This is a genomic window from Curtobacterium sp. PhB190 (assembly GCF_004365385.1).
Lineage (GTDB): Bacteria > Actinomycetota > Actinomycetes > Actinomycetales > Microbacteriaceae > Curtobacterium.
On record NZ_SODN01000005.1, the window covers coordinates 261,138 to 283,313 of the forward strand.

Sequence of the window (22,176 nt, forward strand, 5' to 3'; positions counted from 1 at the left end):
CGCAATCCCTCCACAGAGTTATCCACAGGGCCGTTTGTTGGGGATAACTCTGCGGCCGTAGCTTGGCCCAGCGACTCGGGGATGTCGGTCGCTGGGGGTAGAAAGTCGTTGCAGGCGTCGGACCACTGTGTCCAGCCCTGCGTCGTTCAACAGAGGAGAGAGTGTGTCGATCGCGCATCTTGAGCCCGCACCGCAGGAGTACGCGGAGCGCGGCATGGAACGCACCCCGCCGCACGACCTGTTGGCCGAACAGTCGACCATCGGCGGCATGCTCCTGTCGAAGGACGCCGTCGCCGACGTCATCGAGACCGCTCGTGGCGTTGACTTCTACGTCCCCAAGCACGAGGTCATCTTCGACGCGATCCTGTCGCTCTACTCGCACGGCGAGCCCACCGACGTCATCGCGGTCACCGACGAGCTGACCAAGACCGGTCTGCTGTCCCGTGGTGGTGGCGCCGAGTACCTGCACAGCGTGACGAGCATGGTGCCGACCGCGGCCAACGCGGGGTACTACGCCGGGATCGTCGCCGAGAAGGCCGTCCTCCGTCGCCTCGTCGACGCCGGTACCCGCATCGTGCAGATGGGCTACGCCTCCGAAGGCGAGGTCACCGACCTCGTCAACAGCGCGCAGGCCGAGGTCTACAACGTCGCTGGTGGCGTGCAGACCGAGGACTACGTCCCCCTGACCGACGCCATCTCCGCCGCCCTCGACGAGATCGAGGCCGCCAAGGGCCGTGACGGCCAGATGACCGGCGTGCCGACCGGGTTCGCGCAGCTCGACGGCCTGACGAACGGCTTCCACCCCGGACAGCTGATCATCGTCGCCGCTCGACCCGCCCTCGGTAAGTCGACGCTCGCGCTCGACCTGTGCCGCGCCGCGGCGATCAAGCACGACCAGACCGCCGCGTTCTTCTCGCTCGAGATGGGTCGCGCCGAGATCGCCATGCGTCTGCTGTCCGCCGAGACCAGCGTGCCGCTGCAGAACATGCGCAAGGGCACCGTGGACTCCCGCGACTGGACCACCATCGCGCAGACCCGCGGGCGCATCAACGACGCGCCGTTCTTCATCGACGACTCCCCCAACATGACGCTGGTCGAGATCCGCGCCAAGTGCCGTCGACTCAAGCAGCAGCACAACCTCAAGCTCGTCGTCATCGACTACCTGCAGCTGATGACCTCGGGCAAGAAGGTCGAGAGCCGCCAGCAAGAGGTCTCCGAGTTCTCGCGTGCACTGAAGCTGATGGCGAAGGAGCTCCAGGTCCCCGTCATCGCGCTGTCCCAGCTGAACCGTGGTCCCGAGCAGCGTGCCGACAAGAAGCCGGCGATCTCCGACCTGCGAGAGTCCGGGTCGATCGAGCAGGACGCCGACATGGTCATCCTGCTGCACCGCGAGTCGGCGTACGAGAAGGACAACCCGCGGCAGGGTGAGGCCGACCTGATCGTGGCGAAGCACCGTAACGGGCCGACGGACACCATCACCGTGGCGTTCCACGGGATGTTCTCGCGGTTCGTGGACATGCCGCAGTAAGGCGGTTGCCGCCCGCCAGCTGACAAGAGTGCCAGCCAGTGCAACGAGTGCCAGCCAGTGCAAGTAAGGACGGTCTGATGTCTCCTCGCAGCTACAAGACCACCCTCGCCGTCCTCGGCGTGGCCAGCCTCTTGCTCCGCAAGTAGGTACGTCTCACCACAGAACGACCCTCAGCCGGTTGGCCGAGGGTCCTTCTGCTGTGGACCGGGGTGCTGGGGCCCACCCATCCCACGCTGAGAGTTCACCGCCCGACTTGGCCACATGGCCAAGTTCGGCGTTACGGTCGGACCATGACCCTCCAGCAAGAGCACCGCAGCGTCGAGGAACGACGCGAGCAGCTCGTCGACGCCGCGATCGCCGTCCTGCGCGACGGCGGCATCAGCGCGGTGACCACCCGCGCGGTCACCGCCCGCGCGGGCCTGCCGCACGGCGCCTTCCACTACTGCTTCGCATCGAAGGCGCCGCTCTTCCGTGCCGTGCTCGAACGCCAGCTCCGCACGGCCATGGCGGTCGCGTTCGCACCACCGGTCACGCGGCTCGACCTGGAGGCCCGGATCACCTCCGGCCTGTCGGCCCACCTCGCGCAGACGCGCGACGACCCAGCGACCGCACTCGCCGTCGTCGAGCTGGTCACCTACTCGCGACGCGACCCCGACCTGCAGGACCTCGCCGCCTGGGAGCAGCACGCGTACCTCGATGCGGTCCGCGAGCAGGTCGACGAGTGGACCGCGGAGGACGGCATCCGCTGGGCAGTGCCGGTCGAGCACGTCGTCCGGCTGCTCATCGCGACGGCCGACGGCATCAGCTCGACGTGGCTCGCCGACCGGGACGACAGGGCCGCACAGGCCACCGTCCGGGTCGCGGCACGGGCGATCGCGGCCCTGGCGGACGGGACCGGCGCATGAGGTGGCTGTTCCTCGGGACTGCGATCGTCGCCGAGGTCACTGGAGCGCTCTCGATGCAGGCTGCCGTCGACCAGCCCGGGTGGTACGCGCTCGTCGCCGTGGGCTACGTCGCCGCGTTCGCGATGCTGATCCTGGTGCTCCGCGCGGGGATGGCGGTCGGGGTCGCCTACGGCATCTGGGGAGCCTCCGGCGTCGCCCTGACCGCCGTGCTCGCGGCCGTGCTGTTCGGGCAGGCACTCACGCTCACCATGGTCGTCGGCATCGTGCTGATCGCTGCCGGCGTGCTGCTGGTCGAGATCGGCTCGCAGCGAGCCCTCGCCGCACGGAAGCGCCAGACGCCAGAGCGCGAGGCGTTCTGATGGCCTGGGTCCTGCTCGCCGTCGCGATCGTCTCCGAGGTCGGTGCCACGATCAGCCTCAAGCTCGCCACCGACGGCAAGAAGCTGTTCTTCGTGCCCGTCGTCCTGGGGTACCTCGTCGCCTTCAGCCTGCTCGCCGTGGCCCTGACGCTCGGCCTGCCGATCGGTGTCGCCTACGGGATCTGGGCCGCGACCGGTGTCGCACTGACGGCGATCCTGGGCCGGGTGCTCTTCCGCGAACCCTTGACGTTGCTCATGCTGGGCGGCATCGCGCTGATCATCGCCGGGGTGTTCCTGGTCGAGCTCGGACACTGACCCCTGCGCTCGGCCGGCTGCACGGCGTAATCAACACGTAACGCTCCGGGGTAGTTGCACGACACGCGTCGTCCATAAGCTCGCCTCCACCGAGGGGCCGCTGGCACTGTCGGCTCCGGACCGGAGGATCGACGTGTACACGCAGACCGAACTCACCGAGGCCATCGCCCGAGCCCGGAGCGGCAGTGGCCAGCGGATCCGCGAACTCCTGCAGTCCTCCCCGCGACGGGCCCACGTGCTCCTGCGGGCGAGCATCCGGCGCGGCGTGCTCGCGGCCGGGCGTCCGGTCGAGGAGCAGAGCCTCACCATGTCGATGATGATGAGCCGGAGCAGCATCCGGTCGGCGCTGTCGATGCTCGGTGCCGAGGGGCTCATCGAACGACGACAGCGCATCGGGACGAGCGTCGTGGCCTCGATCTCCGAGCTGCCGCTGCTGGAACTCCTGCCGATCGGCGGATGGACCCGCGCCGAGGAGGACCCGGACCGGCCCTCCGTGTCCCTCGAACTGACCGAGCTGGAGCGCGCGCCCGTGCTGGCCGACGAGCACATCCGGAGCCGGCTGGAGATCGACGATGAGTACGTGCTCATGCGCGAGGACCTCGTCACCCGCGGTGGCGAACCGCTCGGCGTGCTCGTCGGGTACTACCCGATGGACGCGCCGGACCTGCTCGTCGACGACGACGACCGGGACGCCCGGCTCAACGCGATGCGGCAGGTCGCGTTGTCGCACGTCGAGGCGACCGTGGAGGCGGTGAACTGCGACGAGCGCACCGCCAAGGTCCTGAAGGTCGCGGTCGGTGCCGCGATCCTGGTGCGCGAGACGCTCGTGCGCGGTGCGGACGGTCGCGTCGGCATGCTCGCCTACGGCCACTACCGCGGCGACCGTGTGGCGCTGTGGGCGAAGCACGACGACGTTCCCGCGATGCTCAAGACACCGACGCCTCCGCGCTGAGCAACGCGGTACGAACCAAGACCGCCGACAGCGGCGGAAACGCCCTCGATCGGCTTGCCCATGCGGATCGACGGCGCGCAATCAACCGTTACCGACAGGTCACGGTGCGGAATCAATCGGTCCGTAGCGTCACCTGCACACCGAGGTGACCACCTCGTACCCGCTCAAGGAAGGACCGTCACATGGTGCGGTTCATCGGCTCCCGCGTCGCGCGGATCGTCGTCACGGTCCTCGCGGTGCTCACGTTCGCGTTCGTGCTCGCCCGGCTGACCGGGGACCCGGTCCGGCTCATGCTGCCGGACCAGGCGACGCAGGCCGACGTGGACGCCGCCCGGCACAGCCTCGGGCTCGACCGGCCGCTGCTCGTGCAGTACGTCGACTTCATGGCGGGTGCGTTCCGGGGCGACCTGGGCGACTCGATCCGGCAGGGTCAGTCAGCACTCGGCCTCGTGCTCGAGCGGCTGCCGAACACCGTCGAGCTCGCCCTGACCTCGTTCGTCATCGGGTTCGCGCTCGCGGTGGCCCTGGCGGTCGTCGCCGAGACGACCGGCAGCAAGCGGCTCCGGTCGACGCTGATGTGGCTCGCGACGGTCCGGCAGGCGATCCCGCCGTACCTGTTCGGCATCCTGCTGGTGCTCGTGTTCTCGGTCTCCCTGGGGCTGCTCCCCGCGATCGGCCGCACGAGCTACGCGAGCTTCGTGCTCCCCGTCGCGACGATGGCGACGTTCGAAGTGGCGCTGTACCTGCGGCTGATCTCGTCCTCGTTCGACGAGTCACGGACCCTGGACTACGTCCGGACCGCCCGCGCGAAGGGCGTCCCCCGAGGCCGGATCGTCGCGCGGCACATGCTCCCGAACGCCCTGCTGCCCGTCATCACGATCGCCGGCATCAACCTCGGGGTGCTGATGGGCGGCACGGTCGTGCTCGAGATGGTCTTCAACTGGCCGGGCCTCGGCCGGCTGATCGTGCAGGGCGTGACGGAGCGCGACTACCCGATCGTGCAGGCCGGCGTCGTGCTGATCGCCGTGCTCTTCGTCGGCATCAACTTCATCGTCGACATGCTCTACGCGGTGCTCGACCCGCGAGTGAGGCTCTCATGACCCAGGCAACGAACCGGCTCCGTTCCCGCACCCAGGCAAGGTCCCTCACCGCGGGACTCGTCGGCGCGGCGCCCTCGCTCGTCGTCGCGACCGTCATGCTCGTGATCGTCGCACTCGTCGTGGTGGTGGTGCCGTTCCTGCCCGGCTTCAACCCGTACACGCAGGACCTCGCGAGTGCGCAGCAGACGCCCTTCACGAGTGGTGCCCACCTGATGGGGACGGACGCACTGGGCCGTGACCTGCTCAGCCGGCTGTCCGTGGCGACCCGGACGTCGCTCGTCGTGGCCTTCGGCGCCGTGCTCATCTCGATGGTCCTCGGGCTGGCGATCGGGCTCGTCGCCGGGTGGCGCCGCGGTCGTCTCGACGCGTTCCTGATGGGCGTTGCCGACGTGCAGCTGTCGATCCCGGTCGTCCTGCTCCTCATCGTGCTGGTCGCCGCGCTCGGTTCGAGCACCACCCTGCTGGTGGTGATGCTCGGCCTGACGAACTGGGTCGGCTACGGCCGCGTCTCGCGCTCCATCGCGGTGTCGCTGCGGGAACGCGAGTTCGTCACCGCCGTGACCGCGGCCGGCGGGTCCGGATGGTGGGTCATCAGCCGCCACCTGCTGCCGAACGTGCTCCCGCAGATCGCGATCCTCGCGGCGTTCGAGGTCGGCACCGTGATCACGATCGAGTCGTCCCTGTCCTTCCTCGGCCTCGGCATCCAGCCGCCGACCCCCAGCCTCGGCGGACTCATCGCCGACGGCCAGAACTACCTGCAGACCAACCCAGCGCTCGTCGTCCTGCCCGCCCTGATGATCCTGATGGTCATCGGTGGGGTCCAGTTCGTCTCGCAGGGCCTGTCCGCGCGCCGTTCGCGTCGCTGACCGCTCGTCCCACCCCCGCACCCCTGACCCGGAAGGGACCACCCCCTCATGGCATCACCCCGGATCCACCGACTCCTCGCTGCGGTCGGCCTCACCGGCACCGCAGCACTCGTGCTCACCGGCTGCTCGGGCTTCTCGTCCGCCGACACCGGCAGCGGCTCGACCACCAAGGACACCGTCACCGCCGCCCTGACCGCCGAACCGTCGACCCTCGACCCGGTGTTCGACACGAACCTGCAGTCGCTCAACGTCTTCGAGAACGTCTTCGACCAGCTGACGACCATCGGGGCGGACGGCAGCGTCGAGCCGGGCCTGGCGACCGAGTGGACCCACGACGACGCCCTGACGACGTGGACGTTCACGCTCCGTGACGACGCCGAGTTCTCCGACGGCTCCCCCGTCACCGCCGACGACGTCGTGTACACCTACGAGACGGCGATGAAGGACCCCGAGTCGAACCTCGGCGGCTACATGACCGCGATCGACTCCCTCGAAGCGACCGACGACACCACCGTCGTGTTCCACCTCAACACCGCGTACGCGCCGTTCGACCGCCAGGTCACACTCGTGTCGATCCTGCCGGAGGCGATCTACGCCGAGGGTGCGAAGGCGTTCGGGCAGAAGCCGGTCGGCTCCGGTCCCTACGAGGTGGTGAAGTGGACCCGCGGCGACTCCATCACCCTGAAGCGGAACCCGGACTACTGGGGCAAGCAGGGCACCTACGAGAACGTCGTCTTCCAGTTCGTGCCGGACGAGACCACCCGCGCGAACTCGGTGCAGTCCGGCGACCTGGACATCGCGCTGCTCGGACCGGCCAGCGTCGACACCGCGGAGTCGTCCGACGCGATCGACGTCGTCGACACGAAGTCGAACCGGGTCATCTACACCGGCTTCAACGCGACCGCGAAGTGGCTCGACGACGCCGACTTCCGCAAGGCCGTCAGCCTGGCTGTCGACCGCGACGCGATCTCCGAGAAGCTGATGGCCGGGACCACCGAGCCGGCCAGCCAGCTCGTCGCCTCGGTGACCCAGGGCTACGACGACTCCATCGAGCCGACGGAGCAGGACGTCGCGAAGGCGAAGCAGCTCGTCGAGGCCTCCGGGTACGACGGGTCCGCCATCACGCTGAGCTACCCGACGACGACCCTGCCGCAGATCCAGCAGCTCGCACAGTCGATCCAGCAGTACCTCGAAGCGGTCGGCATCACGGTGGAGCTCGACGGCCAGGAGTTCTCGACGTTCTCGTCGAACTGGTTCTCGAACAAGTTCTCCGGTCTGTACATCTACGCGTTCGCCCCGTCGGTGCTCGACGCCGACCTTCCCCTGACCATGCTCACCAAGTCCGGCGGCCAGGGCTACGCGAAGAACGCAGAGATCGACGCGCTGCTCGAGAAGGAGCTCGCAGAACCCGACGAGGACGCCCGGAACGCCGACCTCGGGCAGGTCTCGGCGATCGTCGACGAGAACACGTACTACGCACCGCTCATCGCCGACACCTACACGTACGGCGTCACCAAGGGGCTCGACTGGACGCCCCGTCCCAACGGCATGATCCTCTTCAACTAGGAGTCGCACGATGACCACCACCATCCCCACCGAGAACACCGCCGTCATCGTCGTCGACATGCAGCGCGCGTTCTTCGACAACGACGACTCGCTCGGCCGCGCCGGCATCGACGTCACCCCGCTGCGGCACGCGATCCCCGGCACCGTCGCCCTCGTCGACGCCGCACGTGCTGCCGGCGTGCCGGTGATCTTCACCCGCTACGTCTACAGCCCTGGCATGGTCGACTTCGGTGTCACGAAGGGTGCGAAGGCAACCGACCGGATCGCCGCGAACTCGCTCGGGTACGGCACCGACGAGATCGAGCTCATCCCCGAGCTCGGAGCCCGACCCGACGAGGTCGTGATCGACAAGTCCCGCCCGAGTGCGTTCTACGGCACCCGGCTCGAACCCGTCCTGACCGGCATGGGTGTCCGCAACCTCGTGGTCTGCGGTGTGACGACGAACATCTGCGTCGAGACCACCGTCCGCGACGCGGGACAGCGTGACTACGCCACGTACGTCGTGCGGGACGCGGTCGCCGAGTTCACGCCGGAGCGCAACCACTTCGCCCTGTTCGGCATGGGCTGGTCGTTCGGCGAGGTCGTCGAGCTCGCCGACGTCGAGACCTCGTGGGGCGGCACACCGTCCTTCGCAGGCACGCCCCAGCCGCGTGTGGAGACCCCGCTCCCCACCGTCGCGGTCTAGTCACCACCCCAGCGCGGGCCGGCCGCAACGGCCGGCCCGCGCCCCTCTCCTCGCACGCTCCGCTCCTGTCCCGAAGGCAGCCCCCATGACGCAGCAGCCGCTCCTGTCCGTCCGCGACCTGGCCGTGACGTTCACGACCCCGTCCGGTGAGTTCGAGGCGATCCGCCGGGTGTCGTTCGACCTCGCCGCCGGGGAGACCCTGGCGATCGTCGGCGAGTCCGGCTCCGGCAAGTCGACGACGGCGGCCAGCGTGAACCGCCTGCTCGCCGAGAACGGCCGGATCTCGGACGGCAGCATCACCTTCGACGGGGTGTCGATCCACGATGCCCCCGAGCGCACGATGGTCGGTATCCGGGGCAAGGGCGTCGGCCTGGTGCCACAGGACCCGATGTCGAACCTCGACCCGATCCACCGTGTCGGCACGCAGATCCGCGAGGCACTCGAGGTGCACGGCATCGCCAAGGGCGCGGCGGCACGGACCCGTGTCGTCGAGCTGCTCGAGATGGTCGGGATCCCCGAGCCGGAGCGCCGTGCACGCCAGTACCCCCACGAGCTCTCCGGCGGCATGCGGCAGCGGGTGCTCATCGCGATGGGGCTCGCCTGTCGTCCCAAGCTCCTCATCGCCGACGAGCCGACGAGTGCCCTCGACGTCACCGTGCAGCGGACCATCCTCGACGAGCTCGACCGGCTGACCAGTGAACTCGGCACCGCCGTGCTCCTGATCACCCACGACCTGCCGCTCGCCGCCGAACGTGCCGACACGATCCTCGTCATGTACCGCGGGGACGTCGTCGAGCAGGGCCGCGCCGCCGGGATCCTGGCGCGTCCGCAGCACGAGTACACGCAGCGGCTCCTCGCGGCCGCCCCGGACTTCGGATCCGTCCGCCTCGTCGGGGACGGCCCTGCGACGACGGTTCACCGTCCGACCGGCCCCGACCTCGCGGTGGCGGCGGCCGAACCGCTCGTCCGGCTCACCGACGTCCGCAAGGAGTACCCGATCCGCTCGAGCGGCTGGCGGCGGCAGGACCCCTTCGTCGCAGTGACCGGCTCGACCTTCGACATCGCACGCGGTGAGACGGTCGCGGTCGTGGGCGGCTCGGGGTCCGGCAAGTCCACGACGGCGAAGATGGTCCTCGCGCTCGAGCACCAGACGAGCGGCTCGATCACCTTCGACGGCGCCGAGCTCTCCGGGCTGCGCGGCGGCGACCTGATGCGGTTCCGCAGTCGCGTGCAGCCGGTGTTCCAGAACCCGTACGGCTCGCTCGACGCCCGCTGGACCGTCCGTCGGAGCATCGAGGAACCGATGGTGCTGCACGACATCGGCGACGCCGCAACGCGGAAGGCCCGCGCCCTCGACCTGCTCGACCGGGTCGCTCTGCCGGCGGCGACCGCGGACAAGCTGCCGAACGAGATGTCCGGCGGGCAGCTCCAGCGCGTCGCCATCGCCCGCGCCCTCGCACTCCAGACCGACCTGGTCGTCCTCGACGAGGCCGTCTCCGCGCTCGACGTCGTGGTGCAGGAGCAGATCCTCGAGCTCCTCGTCGAGCTGCAGCAGGAACTCGGTCTGGCGTACCTGTTCATCAGCCACGACCTCGCCGTCGTCCGGATGGTGTCGCACCGCGTGCACGTCATGGACCACGGGCAGATCGTCGAGTCCGGCACCCCCGACCAGATCTTCGGTGCCCCGCAGCACGAGTACACCCGGACGCTCCTCCGGGCGATCCCCGGAGCCCGCGTGCTGGACGACGACCGCGCGGCCTGAGCCGGGCCCTGCGACCGGCTGCCCCGGGAGGCGCGCCGACCCACCGGACCTGCACCGAGCCTCCCGTCAGATCTCGACCCACGAACGCGCGCCAGGAGGCCACCGCATGTACCTCGACACCTCGTCCGAACACGTCGACTTCATCTGGATGATCAAGAACGCGGTCGTGCCGCGGCCGATCGCCTGGATCGGTTCGGTCTCGCTCGCCGGCGGGTACAACCTGGCCCCGTACAGCTACTTCCAGCTCGTCACGATGGACCCACCGATGCTCATGGTGTCCTTCACCGGCAGCAAGGACACGCTCGACAACATCCGGCACACCGGCGACTTCGTTGTCAACCTGGTCACGGAGGGCTTCGAGGCCGACCAGACGGACACGGCCGCGCTGTTCGACGCCGACGTCGACGAAGCGGCCCTGCTCGGACTCGACACCACCCCGAGCACCGTCGTCACGCCGCCACGCCTGGCGGGTGCCAAGGTCGCCCTGGAGTGTCGTGCGACCGAGGAGAAGGAGATGCCCGGCGCGACGCTCGTCTTCGCCGAGGTGGTCGGTGTGCACACCGACGACGGGGTCCTCGACGACCGTGGGCGCATCGACATCGAGCGCTACCGCCCCGTCGGCCGCCTCGGCGGCGCGCTCTACACGACCATCACGTCGGCCTACCGGATCCCGGTGCCGTCCGCCGACGCCGTGCTCGCCGGCCACCGCTCCGGCGTATTGGCGGGCGCGGTGGCGGACCGGACCACCGGCACGCCCGAACCGCAGGCGGAAATCTCCGCGTCCGCCTGAAACCCCCGATCAGCGGGTGGTCCGAGCGATCGGGTGCACGCGTAATCGAATCCTCACGGTGGCGCAGCCGCGGCGAAATCGCGCACTGATCGACTGGTCGCACCACCACCTCAGTCCCCCTCTGGAGCACGAATGGCAGCCGAACCCTTCCACCTCGCGTGGTTCACCCCGTTCAAGACGCCCGCGTGGAAGTCCCCTTGGGCGGCCGACACCCCGCTCACCTGGCTCAACGGCGAGTACTACATGGACATGGCCCGCTCGCTCGAGCGCGCCGGCTTCGACTTCATGATGTTCGAGGACTCCACGCTCGTCAGTGACACCTACGGCGGCAGCACCGAGAACGACCTGAAGCACGGGCTGCACTCCCCCAAGGGTGACCCGGTGCCGCTGCTGCCGATGCTGGCGCAGGTCACCCAGCACATGGGCTTCATCGCCACGATGTCGACCTCGTTCTACCCGCCGTTCCTCGTCGCACGGGTGATGGCGACGATGGACCACCTGACCAAGGGGCGCGTCGGCTGGAACGTCGTGACGAGTTCCGAGGACCTCGCCGGCAAGAACTACGGCCTCGACCACCTGCTGCCACACGACGAGCGCTACGTGATGGCGGACGAGTTCATCACCGTGGTGAAGGACCTCTGGGACTCCTGGGAACCGGGCGCGATCGTCGCCGACCGCGAGTCCGGGTACCTCGCCGACCACACGAAGGTGCACCCCATCCACCACGACGGCAAGTACTTCAAGGTCCGCGGACCGCTCAACCTGCCGGCCGGGCCGCAGGGCCACCCCGTCATCTGCCAGGCCGGTGGTTCGCCGAAGGGGCGTGACTTCGCCTCGCGGCACGCCAACGTGCTGCTCTCGGCGCCCAAGGGCGTCGACCAGATGCGCGAGTACCGCGACGACATCCGTTCGCGTGCCGTCGGTCACGGGCGGGACGCCGACGACGTCAAGGTCATGTACATCATCCAGCCCGTCCTCGGCGAGACGCTGGCCGACGCCGAGGAGATCGCGCGCCGCCGGAACGAGCTGACCCAGGACCAGATCGAGACCATCCTCGGCATCATGTCGATCACCACCGAGGTCGACTTCAAGCAGTTCGACCTGGACGCCCCGCTGCCCGACGACGTCTCGACGAACGGGCACCAGTCCGGGCTCGAGCAGTTCCGGAAGCGCACGCAGGGCAAGACCATCCGCGAGGCGCTGATGGGGCAGCAGACCGAGGCCGTCGAGCTCGTCGGCACACCGGCGTCGGTCGCGGAGCAGATGGACGAGGTCATGGAGGCCGTCGGCGGTGACGGGTTCCTGATCCGCGGCGAACCGGTGCGGACGCACTCGCGCCGGTACATCGACGAGATCGCATCGGGTCTGGCGCCGGAGCTCCGCAAGCGCGGGCTCATCCGCAGCGACTACCCCGAGTCCACGTTCAAAGCGAACCTCGCCGCGTTCTGAGCGTCGGGACTGGAGCACTCATGACCGCCTCACCATTCCACCTCGGGTGGTTCTGCAACGGGACCTCGGTACCCGCTTGGGCACAGCCGTTCTCCGGTTCGATCGGCGACGACTGGCAGGACGCGCAGATCTTCGTCGACCTGGCCCGGGCCATGGAGCGCGCGAAGTTCGACTACGTGCTCATCGAGGACAACACCTTCGTCGGCGACCGCTACGGCGACTCGATGGAGGTCTACCTGAAGTACGCCATGCAGGCGCCGCGGCAAGACCCGATGATCGTCGCGACACTGCTCGCGCAGGCGACCGAACGGCTCGGGATCATCGCGACGGCCGGGACCTTCGCGTACCACCCCTACCTGCTCGCGCGGATGGCGGGCACGCTCGACCAGTTGTCGAAGGGCCGGTTCGGCGTCAACGTGGTGACCGGCACGAGCGACCGTGCGCTGCAGAACTACGGCCACGACGGGATGGACGAGCACGACTCCCGGTACGACGTGGCCGAGGACTTCGTCCGCTCGATGACCGCGCTGTTCGACACGTGGGAGCCCGGGGCGGTGGTGGCGGATCGTCGCACGGCGACCTTCGCCGACCACACGAAGGTCCGGTACGCCGACCACCGGGGAAGCCACTTCTCGACCCGGGGGCCGCTGAACTCCGGGCCCTCGCCACAGGGCCGCCCGGTGATCTCGCAGGCCGGTGGTTCGCCGCGCGGCATCGCGTTCGCAGCGCAGTACGCGGACACCATCGTCGCCATCCACTCGTCCCCCGAGAAGGCGCGCGACTACCGGAACCGCGTCCGTGACGCCGCCGCGGCGGTCGGGCGCGACCCGGACGACGTCAAGGTGCTGTTCGGGGTCTGGCCGATCGTCGGGTCCAGCGAGGCGGAGGCGCGGCAACGTGCCGACGACCGCGTCCAGCTCGCGATGGACAACATCGACATCCCGCTCGCAACGATGTCGAAGTCCACCGACATCGACTTCTCGACCGTGCCGCTCGACACCCCGCTCGGCGAACTCGACCTGGCGACGAACGGTACCCAGAACTTCGCGCTCTACCGGGACCGCAACGCCACGCTGACGCTGCGGCAGGCGGTCGCGAAGGAGGCCGGTGGCGCCGGTCCGGCGCTCGTCGGGTCCGTCGAGCAGGTCGCGGACCAGCTCGAGGCGTTCGCGGACGTGTCCGGTGGGGACGGCTTCCTGATCGGGACGAACGGTGTCACCCGGCGGTTCATCGCCGAGGTGTGCGACGGGCTCGTCCCGGAGCTCCAGGCTCGCGGGCTGACCCGCACCGAGTACGACCACGAGCACCTGCGGGACAACCTGCGGGCGTTCTGACCGGGCATCGGCCCGACGAGAGGAACCATCATGCGCGGTTACGTCGACACCGACTGGGGCCAGGTGCACTTCCGCGCCGGCGGACCGACCCCGGGGGACGCCGAGCGCGTCATCGCGATGTACCACGAGTCACCTCGCACCTCGGCGGTCTACGACCCCGTCCTCGAGGCGTTCCCGGACGGCGTCGCCGTGCTCGCCTTCGACACCCCGGGGTTCGGACAGTCCGACGACGCACCGGCAGACCGACCCCTGGGTGACTACGCGACCGTGCTGCTGCAGGCCCTCGACGGGCTCGGGGTCGGACGGTTCCTGCCGGTCGGGATGAAGACCGGGTCGGCACTCGTCACCGCGATGGCGGTCGCGGCCGGGGCGGACCGGGTCCCCGGCGCCGTGCTCTACGCGCAGGAGGAGCCGGACGACGCAGCGTTCGAGCACTGGGCCAACGACTGGGCGCCACCGATCGCGTTCCCGGCGGACGGGTCGACGCTGACGAAGCTCTACGCGAAGAACGTCGGCCTGTACGGCAGCGACAACCCACGGGTGCTCTACGAAGCCGTCGCGGACACGATCGCGAACGCCGATCGGTACGCCTCGGTCTACCCCGCGGTGTTCCGCGGGCACCGGCAGACGTGGGAGGACATGCACGCGCTCGTGGCGGCCGGCGTGCACCTCACCGTCCTCGAGCCGCCGACCGCGCAGTTCACCTCGGACGACCCGATCACGTTCGGTGTGGTCCCGGGCACCGACGTCGTGGCGATGCCCTCGACCGGTCAGTTCCCGGCCCTCGCGACGGACGAGTTCGTCCGCGCCGTGACCACCGCCCTCGACCGGTCCGGACTCACCGCACACGCGGACGCTGCCTGACCCTCTGCCCGCCCACCCTCGAAGGAGTCCCGATGTTCACCGCACCGTCCACCGCCGATCCGGCCCTGCTCCGCCAGGCGTTCTCCGGCTTCCCGTGCGGCGTCGCCGCGCTGTCCGCCGTCGTCGACGACGAGCCGACCGTCCTCGTCGCGTCCTCGTTCACGGTGGGTGTCTCCCAGGACCCGCCGCTGGTGATGTTCGCCGTGCAGCACACCTCGACCACCTGGCCCGCGCTCGCGGGCGCACGGACGATCGGCGTCTCGGTCCTCGGGGAGCGCCACGAACCCGTCACGCGGCAGCTCGCGTCGCGCGACAAGTCCGTCCGGTTCGTCGGCATCGAGACGATGGTCTCCGACACCGGCGCGGTGTTCCTCGAAGGAGCCCCGATCTGGCTGGAGTGCTCGGTCGAGCACACCTACCCGGCGGGTGACCACTACATCGTGGTCCTCCGGGTGAACGGTCTGATGTCGGACTTCTCGCACAGCCCGCTGGTCTGGCACCGATCCGCGTTCGCGAAGCTGAGCGCGTGAGCGCGTGAGCGCGTGAGCGCGTGACCAGATCTGTGCTGCGCCGGACCCCGACCTGCGCCAGAATCGCACCATGACCGACAACCGTGACGACCATCCGCGTGTGATCGCCGTGAGCCGGGACGACGTCCATCGGTTCAGCAAGCCCGTCGTCGACGAGGTGACCCTGGTCGAGGGCTGGGGCATCGAGGGCGACGCCCACGCCGGGACGACCGTCCAACATCGTTCCCGCGTGGCACGTGACCCCTCCCAGCCGAACCTGCGGCAGGTCCACCTGCTCCACGCCGAGGTGTTCGACGAGGTCGCCGACGCCGGGTACCACCTCGAGCCGGGCCAGATGGGCGAGAACGTCACGACCCGCGGCGTCGACCTGCTCGGCCTGCCGACCGGCACCGTGCTGCACCTCGGCGACGAGGCGTGCGTCCGGGTGACGGGCCTGCGGAACCCGTGCCAGCAGATCAACGGGTTCGAACCGGGTCTGTTGCGTGAGGTGCTCGGGCGGGACGAGGACGGTGCGGTGGTGCGGAAGGGCGGCGTGATGAGCGTCGTCGTGACCGGCGGTGTCGTCCGGACGGGTGACCGCATCCGTGTCGAGCTCCCCGCCGGCGAGCAGCAGGCGCTCCAGCCGGTCTGACGAGCCCCTACTCCCCCGTTGCCGCGGCCTGCTGGTACAAACTCGTCGCCAGGTCGTTGAGCACCTCGTGCAGCTCGCCGCCGTGCGCGCCGTCGACCGCCCGGAGCATGGCGGCGTAGCGCTGCCGGTAGTCCGCGACGACGTCGTCGCCACTCGGCAGCAGCCGCAGCAACGACCCACGACGGTCGTTCGGGTTCGGCGCGCGCTCGAGGAGTCCGGCGGTGCTCATCCGGTCGATCATGTTCGTCACCGCGCCCGAGGTCAGGCCGAGGTAGCCAGCGACCTCCGTCGGCGTGGAGTACCCGGTGTCGCTGATGAGCACGAGTGCTCGCAGGGCGTTCTCGTGCACCCCGGCTCGGGCACTGAGCTGGTTCACCAGGCTCGCGTTCGCGCGCACGACAGCGGTGAACGCGGCCATCAGGTCGGCGGCGTCGTCATCGGGTGCGGCGGGGGTCACGGGGGGAATCCTTCCATGTCGGGAACCCGGGGGACGGGAGCGTCCCCCGCACTGGGGTAGGTGTGCGAGTGGCCAACTTGGTCAAGCGGTGACTATCTTAATGATTGAAGCAAATCCGCCCGAGTGACTTGCTTCCCCCAACCACTGCGAACCACCGAACCGATGAGGTACACCGTGTCCACCAAGCTCCGCACCTCCGCGCTGAAGCGGATCCGTTTCGCCCCCGTGGCGCTCCTCGCCGGCATCTTCGCCGCCGTGCTCCTCTCCCTCTCGCTCACCGGCACCCTGTCCGGGTTCGCGGCGAGCATCACGAACAGCAGCAACACCGCCGCCAGTGGCACGCTGATCATGCAGGAGCAGAACGCCGGCGCGACCGTCACCTGCCTCAGCACCGACGGCGGCTCGGTCTCGACGAACTCCGCGACCTGCTCGACGATCAACAAGTTCGGCGGCAGCACGACGATGACGCCGGGCAACACGGTCAACACGGCGATCTCGATCAAGAACACCGGCACCGCTGCCGCGAGCACCTTCACCCTGACGCCGGGCAGCACGTGCACCCAGTCGAACAACGGCTCCTCGAACGGGACCGCGACCGACCTCTGCGCCAAGATGAACCTCGTCATCACCTCGGGCTCGACCACGGTCTTCAGCGGCACGCTCGCCAGCTTCAAGGGCGCCGCAGCGTCGGCCTTCACGATGCCCGCAGCTCCGGCCGCCGGCGCCTCGACGCCGTTCAACTTCGCGGTGACCCTCGACTCCTCGGCGGGCAACACCTACCAGGGCCTCGCAGCCTCGGTCCCCATGACCTGGACGTTCACGGCCTGATCCCGCTCCGGGCCGGCTCCCCCAGCCGTCCCGGGACGTCCCGTGACCCCAGACCGGCGACGCTCGACCGACCCCCCTCCGGCCGAGCGTCGCCACCCCCGTTCCACCACGCGCAGTAGCCGCACCCCACCGAGCCGCAGGAGCACGACATGAGCCAGACCGCAGCGATCCCGCTCAGCGGCACGCTCGACCGTCCGGTCCTCCGCGGTCGCGCGGTCACCCGGTCCGAGACCGTCCTCGCCTGGTTGCTCGCCCTGGTCGCCGCACTGCTGCTCACCGCCGCGGTGCTGTTCCTGTCCGCCGGTGGCCGCTGGTTCGTCGTCGAGACGCCCTCGATGGGTGAAGCAGCCCCGGTGGGGACCCTCGTGCTCGACCTGCCGGTCGACGTCACGACCCTGCGCGTCGGCGACGTCGTCTCGTTCGAGACCTCCGCCAACCCCGACGTCGTCTACACGCACCGCATCATCGCGATCGACGCCGACGGCGGCCTGCACACCCGCGGCGACGTGAACGGCGCGGTCGACCCGTGGACGCTGTCGCAGGCCGACGTGATCGGCACCCCGGCGCTCCTGGTCCCGCACCTCGGCTGGCTGTTCCGCGCCGCCCCGATCCTGCTCATCGGCACGCTCCTGATCCTGACCCTGACCAGTGCCTTCACGGACCGGGTGACCCGCACCTGCCTCCGGATCGCCGGCTCCGCCCTGACGGTCTCGTACGCCGCGTTCGTGCTCAAGCCGTTCGTCAACGTGACGACCATCACGAACACCTCGAGCCCCACGGGCGTCGAGGCCACCGTCATCTCGTCCGGCATCTTCCCGGTGCGCGTCGACGCCCACGGCGGCAACACCGTGCACCTGGTCGACGGTGAGGTCGGCCGCGTGGTCATCCACGAACTCACGAAGAACGGGCACTACCAGCTGACCTCGAACATCGACCTCGACCCGCTCGGGTGGGTGGCGCTCATCGCCATGTGCCTGGTGCCGCTCGTGGCCTGCCTGGCCGTCGGCCGCGTCGAGGCGGTGCGTCCCTCGTGATCCTCCGTCGCCTGCGTGACGGCCGCGTCGTCGCCCTCCTGCTCGTGGTCGCCCTGGCTGTCGTCGTCCTGCTGAACCAGTTCGCGCCGACGCGCTCCGCCTACAGCGCCACCGTCCGGAACGACACGAACACCGCCGCGACCGCCCCGTACTTCACCTGCACGGGCGCCGTCGGAGCCGACACCGCGAACGCCCTGTTCGCGTACCGGCTCACCGAGTCGACGAACGCGAAGACCGCCACGGACTGGTCGGGCCGCGGCGTGAACGGCACCTACCAGGGATCGATGACGGCGGTCACGCCCGACCCGAACGCCTGCCCGCGCGACACCGGCAGTGCCTACGTGCTGAACGGCTCCACGAGCTACGTCTCCACCTCGCGCTCGTACGCCAACCCGACCACCTTCAGCGAGGAGGTCTGGTTCAAGACGACGGTCGCCGGTGGACAGCTCATCGGCTTCGGCAGCAGCCAGACCGGCGGGTCCGGGCAGCACGACCGCAAGCTCTACCTCAACACGAGCGGGCAGCTCGCGTTCGGGACGTACAGCGGCACGACCCAGGTCGTCTCGTCGCCGAAGGCCTACACCGACGGCGCATGGCACCACGCCGTGACGACGATGTCACCGGCCAACGGCATGCGCCTGTACGTCGACGGCACGCTGGTCGCGTCGAACGCGGCGTACAAGACGCCGGAGAACTACACCGGCTGGTTCCGGATCGGCTACGACACCATCGGCGGATGGCCGGGTTCGCCCGCCAACGCCTACTTCACCGGGTCCATGCGGTACGCGGCCGTCTACGGGACGGAACTGTCCGCCGCCCAGGTCGCCGCCCACGCAGCAGCCGGTCGCTGACGCGCCGCAGACCGGACGGGAGGCCCGTGGCGGGCCCGCCACGGGCCTCCCGTCCGATCCGGCTGACGTCGAAGACGTGAGCCGGGTCGCCGAAGCCGGTCAGGGTTCCAGCGTGCCGACGAGCGCCTGCTCGACGAGGCTGCGCAGCCACCGGTGCCCCTGGTCGGACGTGGAGCGCTGGTGCCAGGTCAGGACGACCGACACCGCCGGCAGCTCGACGGGCGGCGTGAAGACCACGGTGTCGTCCGCGCGGACGGCACGTGACGCCACCGACGCCGGGATGACGACGACCGCGTCCGTCTCGCGCACGATCTCGACGGCGGCGCTCGTGGACGCGACCGACGCGACCACCGACCGTGACCGCCCGGTCGCGGCGAGCAGCTCGTCGATCCGATCGCCGAACCGGCCGCGGCGGGAGACGACGACGTGCGGCACACCTGCCCACGCAGCCAGGTCGACGTCGGCGGTGCCCGAGGCCAGGAGCGGGTGCCCGCGGCGTGCCAGCCCGACCAGGGGGTCGGTCGCGATGTGCCGGTGGTCGATCTCGGCGGTCGCGGGCTCGGCGGAACCGATCTCCAGGTCCACGACGCCCCGCCGCAGGTCCGTGGTGTCGTCGTCCGGTTCGCCGAGGAACCGCAGGCCGACGCCGGGGGCGGCCCGGTGCGTGTGCTCGACGAGCCACGGGGCGAGCACGGAGACCAGGGCGTCGTGCGCACGGATCGTGAAGGTCCGGTGCAGGGCGCCGGCGTCGAAGGTCGTCTCGGGTGTCAGGACCTGCCGGCTGCGCAGCACGAGCGACCGGACCTCCTCGCGCATCGCGAGGGCGCGTGGCGTGGGCCGCATGACCCGGCCGCTGCGCACCAGGACCTCGTCTCCGACGGCGATCCGGATGCGGCCGAGCGCGCGGCTCATGGCCGGTGCCGACAGGTGCAGTCGGTCGGCGGCGCCCGTCACACTCTCCTCTTCGAGCAGGGCGTCGAGCGCGGTGAGCAGGTTCAGATCCAGTTGCACAAGACGCAATCTACCGGTGCGCGGAATGTACTGGCGCGCAATGATCGACGTTCGTAGCGTTGCTCCCGGATCGACGGACCGCGTCGGCCGGGACAGGAGACGACCATGGACGACCACCAGCTGCTCGCCGGCGCGACGGAGGCGGTGACCGCGGCCGCGCAGGTGCTCCTCGAGCGCTTCTCGACCGCGAACCGGGTCGACGACGGGCGCTCGCTACTCGCCGCGATCGACGCGAACGACGCGGCCTCGACGGCGGTGCTCCGACCGGCGCTCGAGCGCCTCCGGCCCGATGCGCAGTGGGACGACGACGAAGAGGGCGCCGGCACGCTCGGCCCGGGCGAATGGTGGGTGACCGACGCCGCCGAGGGCAACGTCAACCTGGTCCACGGATCCGCGAACTGGGGCGTGACCGCGACGCTCGTGCGCGACGACGTCCCCGTCCTGACCGCCGTGGTCCTGCCCGCACTCGACCAGGTGTTCACGGCCGTCCGCGGGGCCGGTGCGCGGTTGAACGGCACCCCGATCAGTACCTCACGGAAGACGGAGCTCGGAGCCGCCCTGGTCGGTACCGGTCAGGCGAAGCCGGGCGAGGCATCCGAGATCCGTGGCCGGATGAGCGACTCGATCGACCGGATGCTCGACGCAGCCCTGCTCGTGTCGGCCTCGGTCCCCGCGACGGTGCAGCTCGTGCAGGTCGCCACCGGGCACGTCGACGGCTTCTGGCAGTTCGGGCAGGTGCGGTCCGGCCTGGCTGCAGGAGCGCTCCTGGTGCACGAGGCGGGCGGTGCCGTCACCGACACGAGCGGTGCCCCCTGGACGCTGGCGAGCGAGGACTGCATCGCGGCGGCCCCGGACCTCGCCCGCCAGATCGCAGCAGTGCTCACCCGTTGAGCCGCTGAGCCGCTGACCCCAACCCCTTGACCCACCCGTCGCACCTGACCACGAAGGACACCCCCATGACCACGACCACGACCATCTCCGTCCTCGGATCCGGACGTGTCGGGAGCACGCTCGCGCGCGGCCTCGTCGCCGCCGGCCACCCCGTCACCATCGGCGTCCGCGACCCCGAGTCCGTCCGGCCGCACTGGGCCGACACCGGGGTCGAGGTCGCCGACGTCGCGACCGCCATCCGGACCGCCGCGGTCGTGGTCAACGCCACACCGGGCGACACAACCCTGGAGCGGATGACCGCACTGCGGCCCGGACTCGCCGGACGGACCCTGCTCGATGTCTCGAACGCGACCACGCGGACCGCCGACGGGTTGCCGGGTGGACTCGCCTACCTCGACGGCAGCCTCGGCGAGCGGCTGCAGGCCGCCCTGCCGGAGACCCGGGTGGTGAAGAGCCTCAACACGATGCTGTTCTCGGTCATGACCGCGCCGGCGGCACTCGCCACCCCGCCGACCGCCTTCGTTTCCGGGGACGACGCCGCGGCGAAGGCCACGGTGGGCGACCTGCTTCGCAGCCTGGGTTGGCAGGACGGGTGGGTCGTGGACCTCGGCCCGATCGCCACCGCGTCCGGCCCGGAGTCGATGGCGCTGATGGTGCCGAGCCTGCTCGGCGCAATCGGTTTCGCGCCCTTCGCTCTGTCCGTCGCTCGCTGAGGACCGGAGGCGCGACCGGCGGCGACCACGGGGGTCCGGGGCGGGCGCACCAACCCCCGGATTCGGCACGACGAATACCGCTGATCAGGCCTTTTCGTCCTCGGAACCATGCCAGGATCGTCAGGTCCTGAGACGTCGGCGTCTCCGTCCGACCGTCTCGAAAGGCGCCGCCCCCATGTCGTTCTGGGCCCTCTTCCTCATCGCGCTCGGCGTCTCCGCAGACGCCTTCGCCGTCGCCCTCGGCAAGGGCCTGCACATGAAGCGCTTCGACGTGCGGCACGCGCTCGTCATCGCGCTGACGTTCGGTGCGTTCCAGGCGCTCATGCCCCTGCTCGGATGGCTGCTCGGTTCGGCGTTCGCGCAGTACATCGCCGCCTTCGACCACTGGATCGCGTTCGGGCTGCTCGCGCTGATCGGCGGCAAGATGCTGTGGGAGGCGTTCTCGAAGCACGAGGACACCGAGCAGGACACCGACCGTCTGCCGGTCCGCGAACTCCTGGTCCTGGCGATCGCGACGAGCATCGACGCCCTGGCCGTCGGTGTCACGTTGGCGTTCCTGCCGGTGTCGATCGGCGGCGCGGTGCTGCTCATCGGTGTGACGACGGCGGTGCTGTCCTTCGCCGGCGTGGTCGTCGGGCGCCGTGTCGGAGCCCGGTTCGGCAAGCCGGCCGAGATCGCCGGCGGTGTGGTGCTCATCCTGATCGGCGTGAACATCGTGCTCGAGCACACGGGCGTCATCGGCTGAGGCCGCGGTGT

Annotated in this window: 24 protein-coding genes; 22 read left to right on the forward strand and 2 right to left on the reverse strand. The window is 69.9% G+C overall.

The features are described 5' to 3' along the window. Window positions 1-163: 163 nt before the first annotated feature. From dnaB to EDF47_RS10445, 16 genes are all read left to right on the forward strand, one after another. Entirely contained in the window at window positions 164-1,528 is a 1,365-nt protein-coding gene (gene dnaB / locus EDF47_RS10370) for a replicative DNA helicase (RefSeq protein WP_111083664.1), read from the forward strand. 290 nt (window positions 1,529-1,818) lie between these two features. After that, on the forward strand, window positions 1,819-2,433 hold the full coding sequence (locus tag EDF47_RS10375) for a TetR/AcrR family transcriptional regulator (RefSeq protein ID WP_123292952.1): 615 nt from the start codon (window positions 1,819-1,821) through the stop codon (window positions 2,431-2,433). Continuing rightward, window positions 2,430-2,792: an SMR family transporter gene (locus tag EDF47_RS10380; protein ID WP_131877909.1), complete on the forward strand. Its 363-nt coding sequence runs from the start codon at window positions 2,430-2,432 to the stop codon at window positions 2,790-2,792. Before EDF47_RS10375 ends, EDF47_RS10380 begins: the two co-directional genes overlap by 4 nt. Beyond that, window positions 2,792-3,106: an SMR family transporter gene (locus EDF47_RS10385; protein WP_131845112.1), complete on the forward strand. Its 315-nt coding sequence runs from the start codon at window positions 2,792-2,794 to the stop codon at window positions 3,104-3,106. Before EDF47_RS10380 ends, EDF47_RS10385 begins: the two co-directional genes overlap by 1 nt. 133 nt (window positions 3,107-3,239) lie before the next feature. Continuing rightward, complete coding sequence (locus tag EDF47_RS10390; protein WP_131877907.1) at window positions 3,240-4,058, forward strand: UTRA domain-containing protein; 819 nt, start codon at window positions 3,240-3,242, stop codon at window positions 4,056-4,058. A 182-nt stretch (window positions 4,059-4,240) separates the two neighbouring features. Beyond that, window positions 4,241-5,158 carry an ABC transporter permease gene (locus tag EDF47_RS10395; protein ID WP_131877905.1) on the forward strand — a complete coding sequence of 306 codons (918 nt, stop codon included), beginning with the start codon at window positions 4,241-4,243 and terminating at the stop codon, window positions 5,156-5,158. Beyond that, complete coding sequence (locus EDF47_RS10400) at window positions 5,155-6,024, forward strand: ABC transporter permease (protein WP_131877903.1); 870 nt, start codon at window positions 5,155-5,157, stop codon at window positions 6,022-6,024. Before EDF47_RS10395 ends, EDF47_RS10400 begins: the two co-directional genes overlap by 4 nt. Window positions 6,025-6,072: 48 nt before the next feature. Further along, a complete protein-coding gene (locus EDF47_RS10405) occupies window positions 6,073-7,590 on the forward strand; it encodes an ABC transporter substrate-binding protein (RefSeq protein WP_131877901.1) in 1,518 nt (505 codons plus the stop codon). 10 nt (window positions 7,591-7,600) lie between these two features. Next, a complete protein-coding gene (locus EDF47_RS10410; protein WP_131877899.1) occupies window positions 7,601-8,275 on the forward strand; it encodes an isochorismatase family cysteine hydrolase in 675 nt (224 codons plus the stop codon). Between the two features lie 85 nt (window positions 8,276-8,360). After that, on the forward strand, window positions 8,361-10,037 hold the full coding sequence (locus tag EDF47_RS10415) for an ABC transporter ATP-binding protein (protein ID WP_131877897.1): 1,677 nt from the start codon (window positions 8,361-8,363) through the stop codon (window positions 10,035-10,037). Between the two features lie 106 nt (window positions 10,038-10,143). After that, window positions 10,144-10,827 (forward strand): flavin reductase family protein, encoded by a 684-nt coding sequence (locus EDF47_RS10420; protein WP_133938113.1) that lies wholly within the window; start codon window positions 10,144-10,146, stop codon window positions 10,825-10,827. Between the two features lie 132 nt (window positions 10,828-10,959). Beyond that, complete coding sequence (locus EDF47_RS10425; protein WP_131877893.1) at window positions 10,960-12,276, forward strand: NtaA/DmoA family FMN-dependent monooxygenase; 1,317 nt, start codon at window positions 10,960-10,962, stop codon at window positions 12,274-12,276. A 20-nt stretch (window positions 12,277-12,296) separates the two neighbouring features. Then, complete coding sequence (locus EDF47_RS10430) at window positions 12,297-13,610, forward strand: NtaA/DmoA family FMN-dependent monooxygenase (RefSeq protein WP_131877891.1); 1,314 nt, start codon at window positions 12,297-12,299, stop codon at window positions 13,608-13,610. Between the two features lie 30 nt (window positions 13,611-13,640). Next, window positions 13,641-14,474 carry an alpha/beta fold hydrolase gene (locus tag EDF47_RS10435; RefSeq protein ID WP_133938115.1) on the forward strand — a complete coding sequence of 278 codons (834 nt, stop codon included), beginning with the start codon at window positions 13,641-13,643 and terminating at the stop codon, window positions 14,472-14,474. 32 nt (window positions 14,475-14,506) lie between these two features. After that, window positions 14,507-15,004 (forward strand): flavin reductase family protein, encoded by a 498-nt coding sequence (locus EDF47_RS10440; protein ID WP_131877887.1) that lies wholly within the window; start codon window positions 14,507-14,509, stop codon window positions 15,002-15,004. A 70-nt stretch (window positions 15,005-15,074) separates the two neighbouring features. Further along, entirely contained in the window at window positions 15,075-15,635 is a 561-nt protein-coding gene (locus EDF47_RS10445; protein WP_131877885.1) for an MOSC domain-containing protein, read from the forward strand. A 7-nt stretch (window positions 15,636-15,642) separates the two neighbouring features. Here EDF47_RS10445 and EDF47_RS10450 read toward each other — a convergent pair whose 3' ends face one another. Beyond that, complete coding sequence (locus EDF47_RS10450) at window positions 15,643-16,092, reverse strand: MarR family winged helix-turn-helix transcriptional regulator (protein WP_207913211.1); 450 nt, start codon at window positions 16,090-16,092, stop codon at window positions 15,643-15,645. Between the two features lie 174 nt (window positions 16,093-16,266). On the opposite strand from EDF47_RS10450, the gene EDF47_RS10455 reads away from it, so the two are divergent. The 3 genes from EDF47_RS10455 to EDF47_RS10465 all read left to right on the forward strand — a co-directional run bounded on the left by EDF47_RS10455 (window position 16,267) and on the right by EDF47_RS10465 (window position 18,805). Then, window positions 16,267-16,920, forward strand: coding sequence for a hypothetical protein (locus EDF47_RS10455; protein WP_123293393.1), 654 nt, complete (start codon window positions 16,267-16,269; stop codon window positions 16,918-16,920). Window positions 16,921-17,069: 149 nt separating this feature from the next. Further along, complete coding sequence (locus EDF47_RS10460; protein WP_123292956.1) at window positions 17,070-17,954, forward strand: S26 family signal peptidase; 885 nt, start codon at window positions 17,070-17,072, stop codon at window positions 17,952-17,954. Then, complete coding sequence (locus EDF47_RS10465; RefSeq protein WP_131920838.1) at window positions 17,951-18,805, forward strand: LamG domain-containing protein; 855 nt, start codon at window positions 17,951-17,953, stop codon at window positions 18,803-18,805. Before EDF47_RS10460 ends, EDF47_RS10465 begins: the two co-directional genes overlap by 4 nt. A gap of 99 nt (window positions 18,806-18,904) precedes the next feature. Here EDF47_RS10465 and EDF47_RS10470 read toward each other — a convergent pair whose 3' ends face one another. Next, entirely contained in the window at window positions 18,905-19,816 is a 912-nt protein-coding gene (locus tag EDF47_RS10470; RefSeq protein ID WP_173169042.1) for a LysR family transcriptional regulator, read from the reverse strand. A gap of 105 nt (window positions 19,817-19,921) precedes the next feature. On the opposite strand from EDF47_RS10470, the gene EDF47_RS10475 reads away from it, so the two are divergent. The 3 genes from EDF47_RS10475 to EDF47_RS10485 all read left to right on the forward strand — a co-directional run bounded on the left by EDF47_RS10475 (window position 19,922) and on the right by EDF47_RS10485 (window position 22,165). Continuing rightward, window positions 19,922-20,707 (forward strand): inositol monophosphatase family protein, encoded by a 786-nt coding sequence (locus EDF47_RS10475; RefSeq protein ID WP_133938117.1) that lies wholly within the window; start codon window positions 19,922-19,924, stop codon window positions 20,705-20,707. Between the two features lie 65 nt (window positions 20,708-20,772). Then, the gene (locus EDF47_RS10480; protein ID WP_133938119.1) at window positions 20,773-21,420 is read left to right on the forward strand and encodes an NAD(P)-binding domain-containing protein; all 648 of its coding nucleotides are present in this window, start codon (window positions 20,773-20,775) and stop codon (window positions 21,418-21,420) included. Window positions 21,421-21,595: 175 nt separating this feature from the next. After that, window positions 21,596-22,165, forward strand: a complete 570-nt coding sequence (locus EDF47_RS10485) for a manganese efflux pump MntP family protein (protein ID WP_133938121.1) — start codon at window positions 21,596-21,598, stop codon at window positions 22,163-22,165. Window positions 22,166-22,176: the final 11 nt, after the last annotated feature.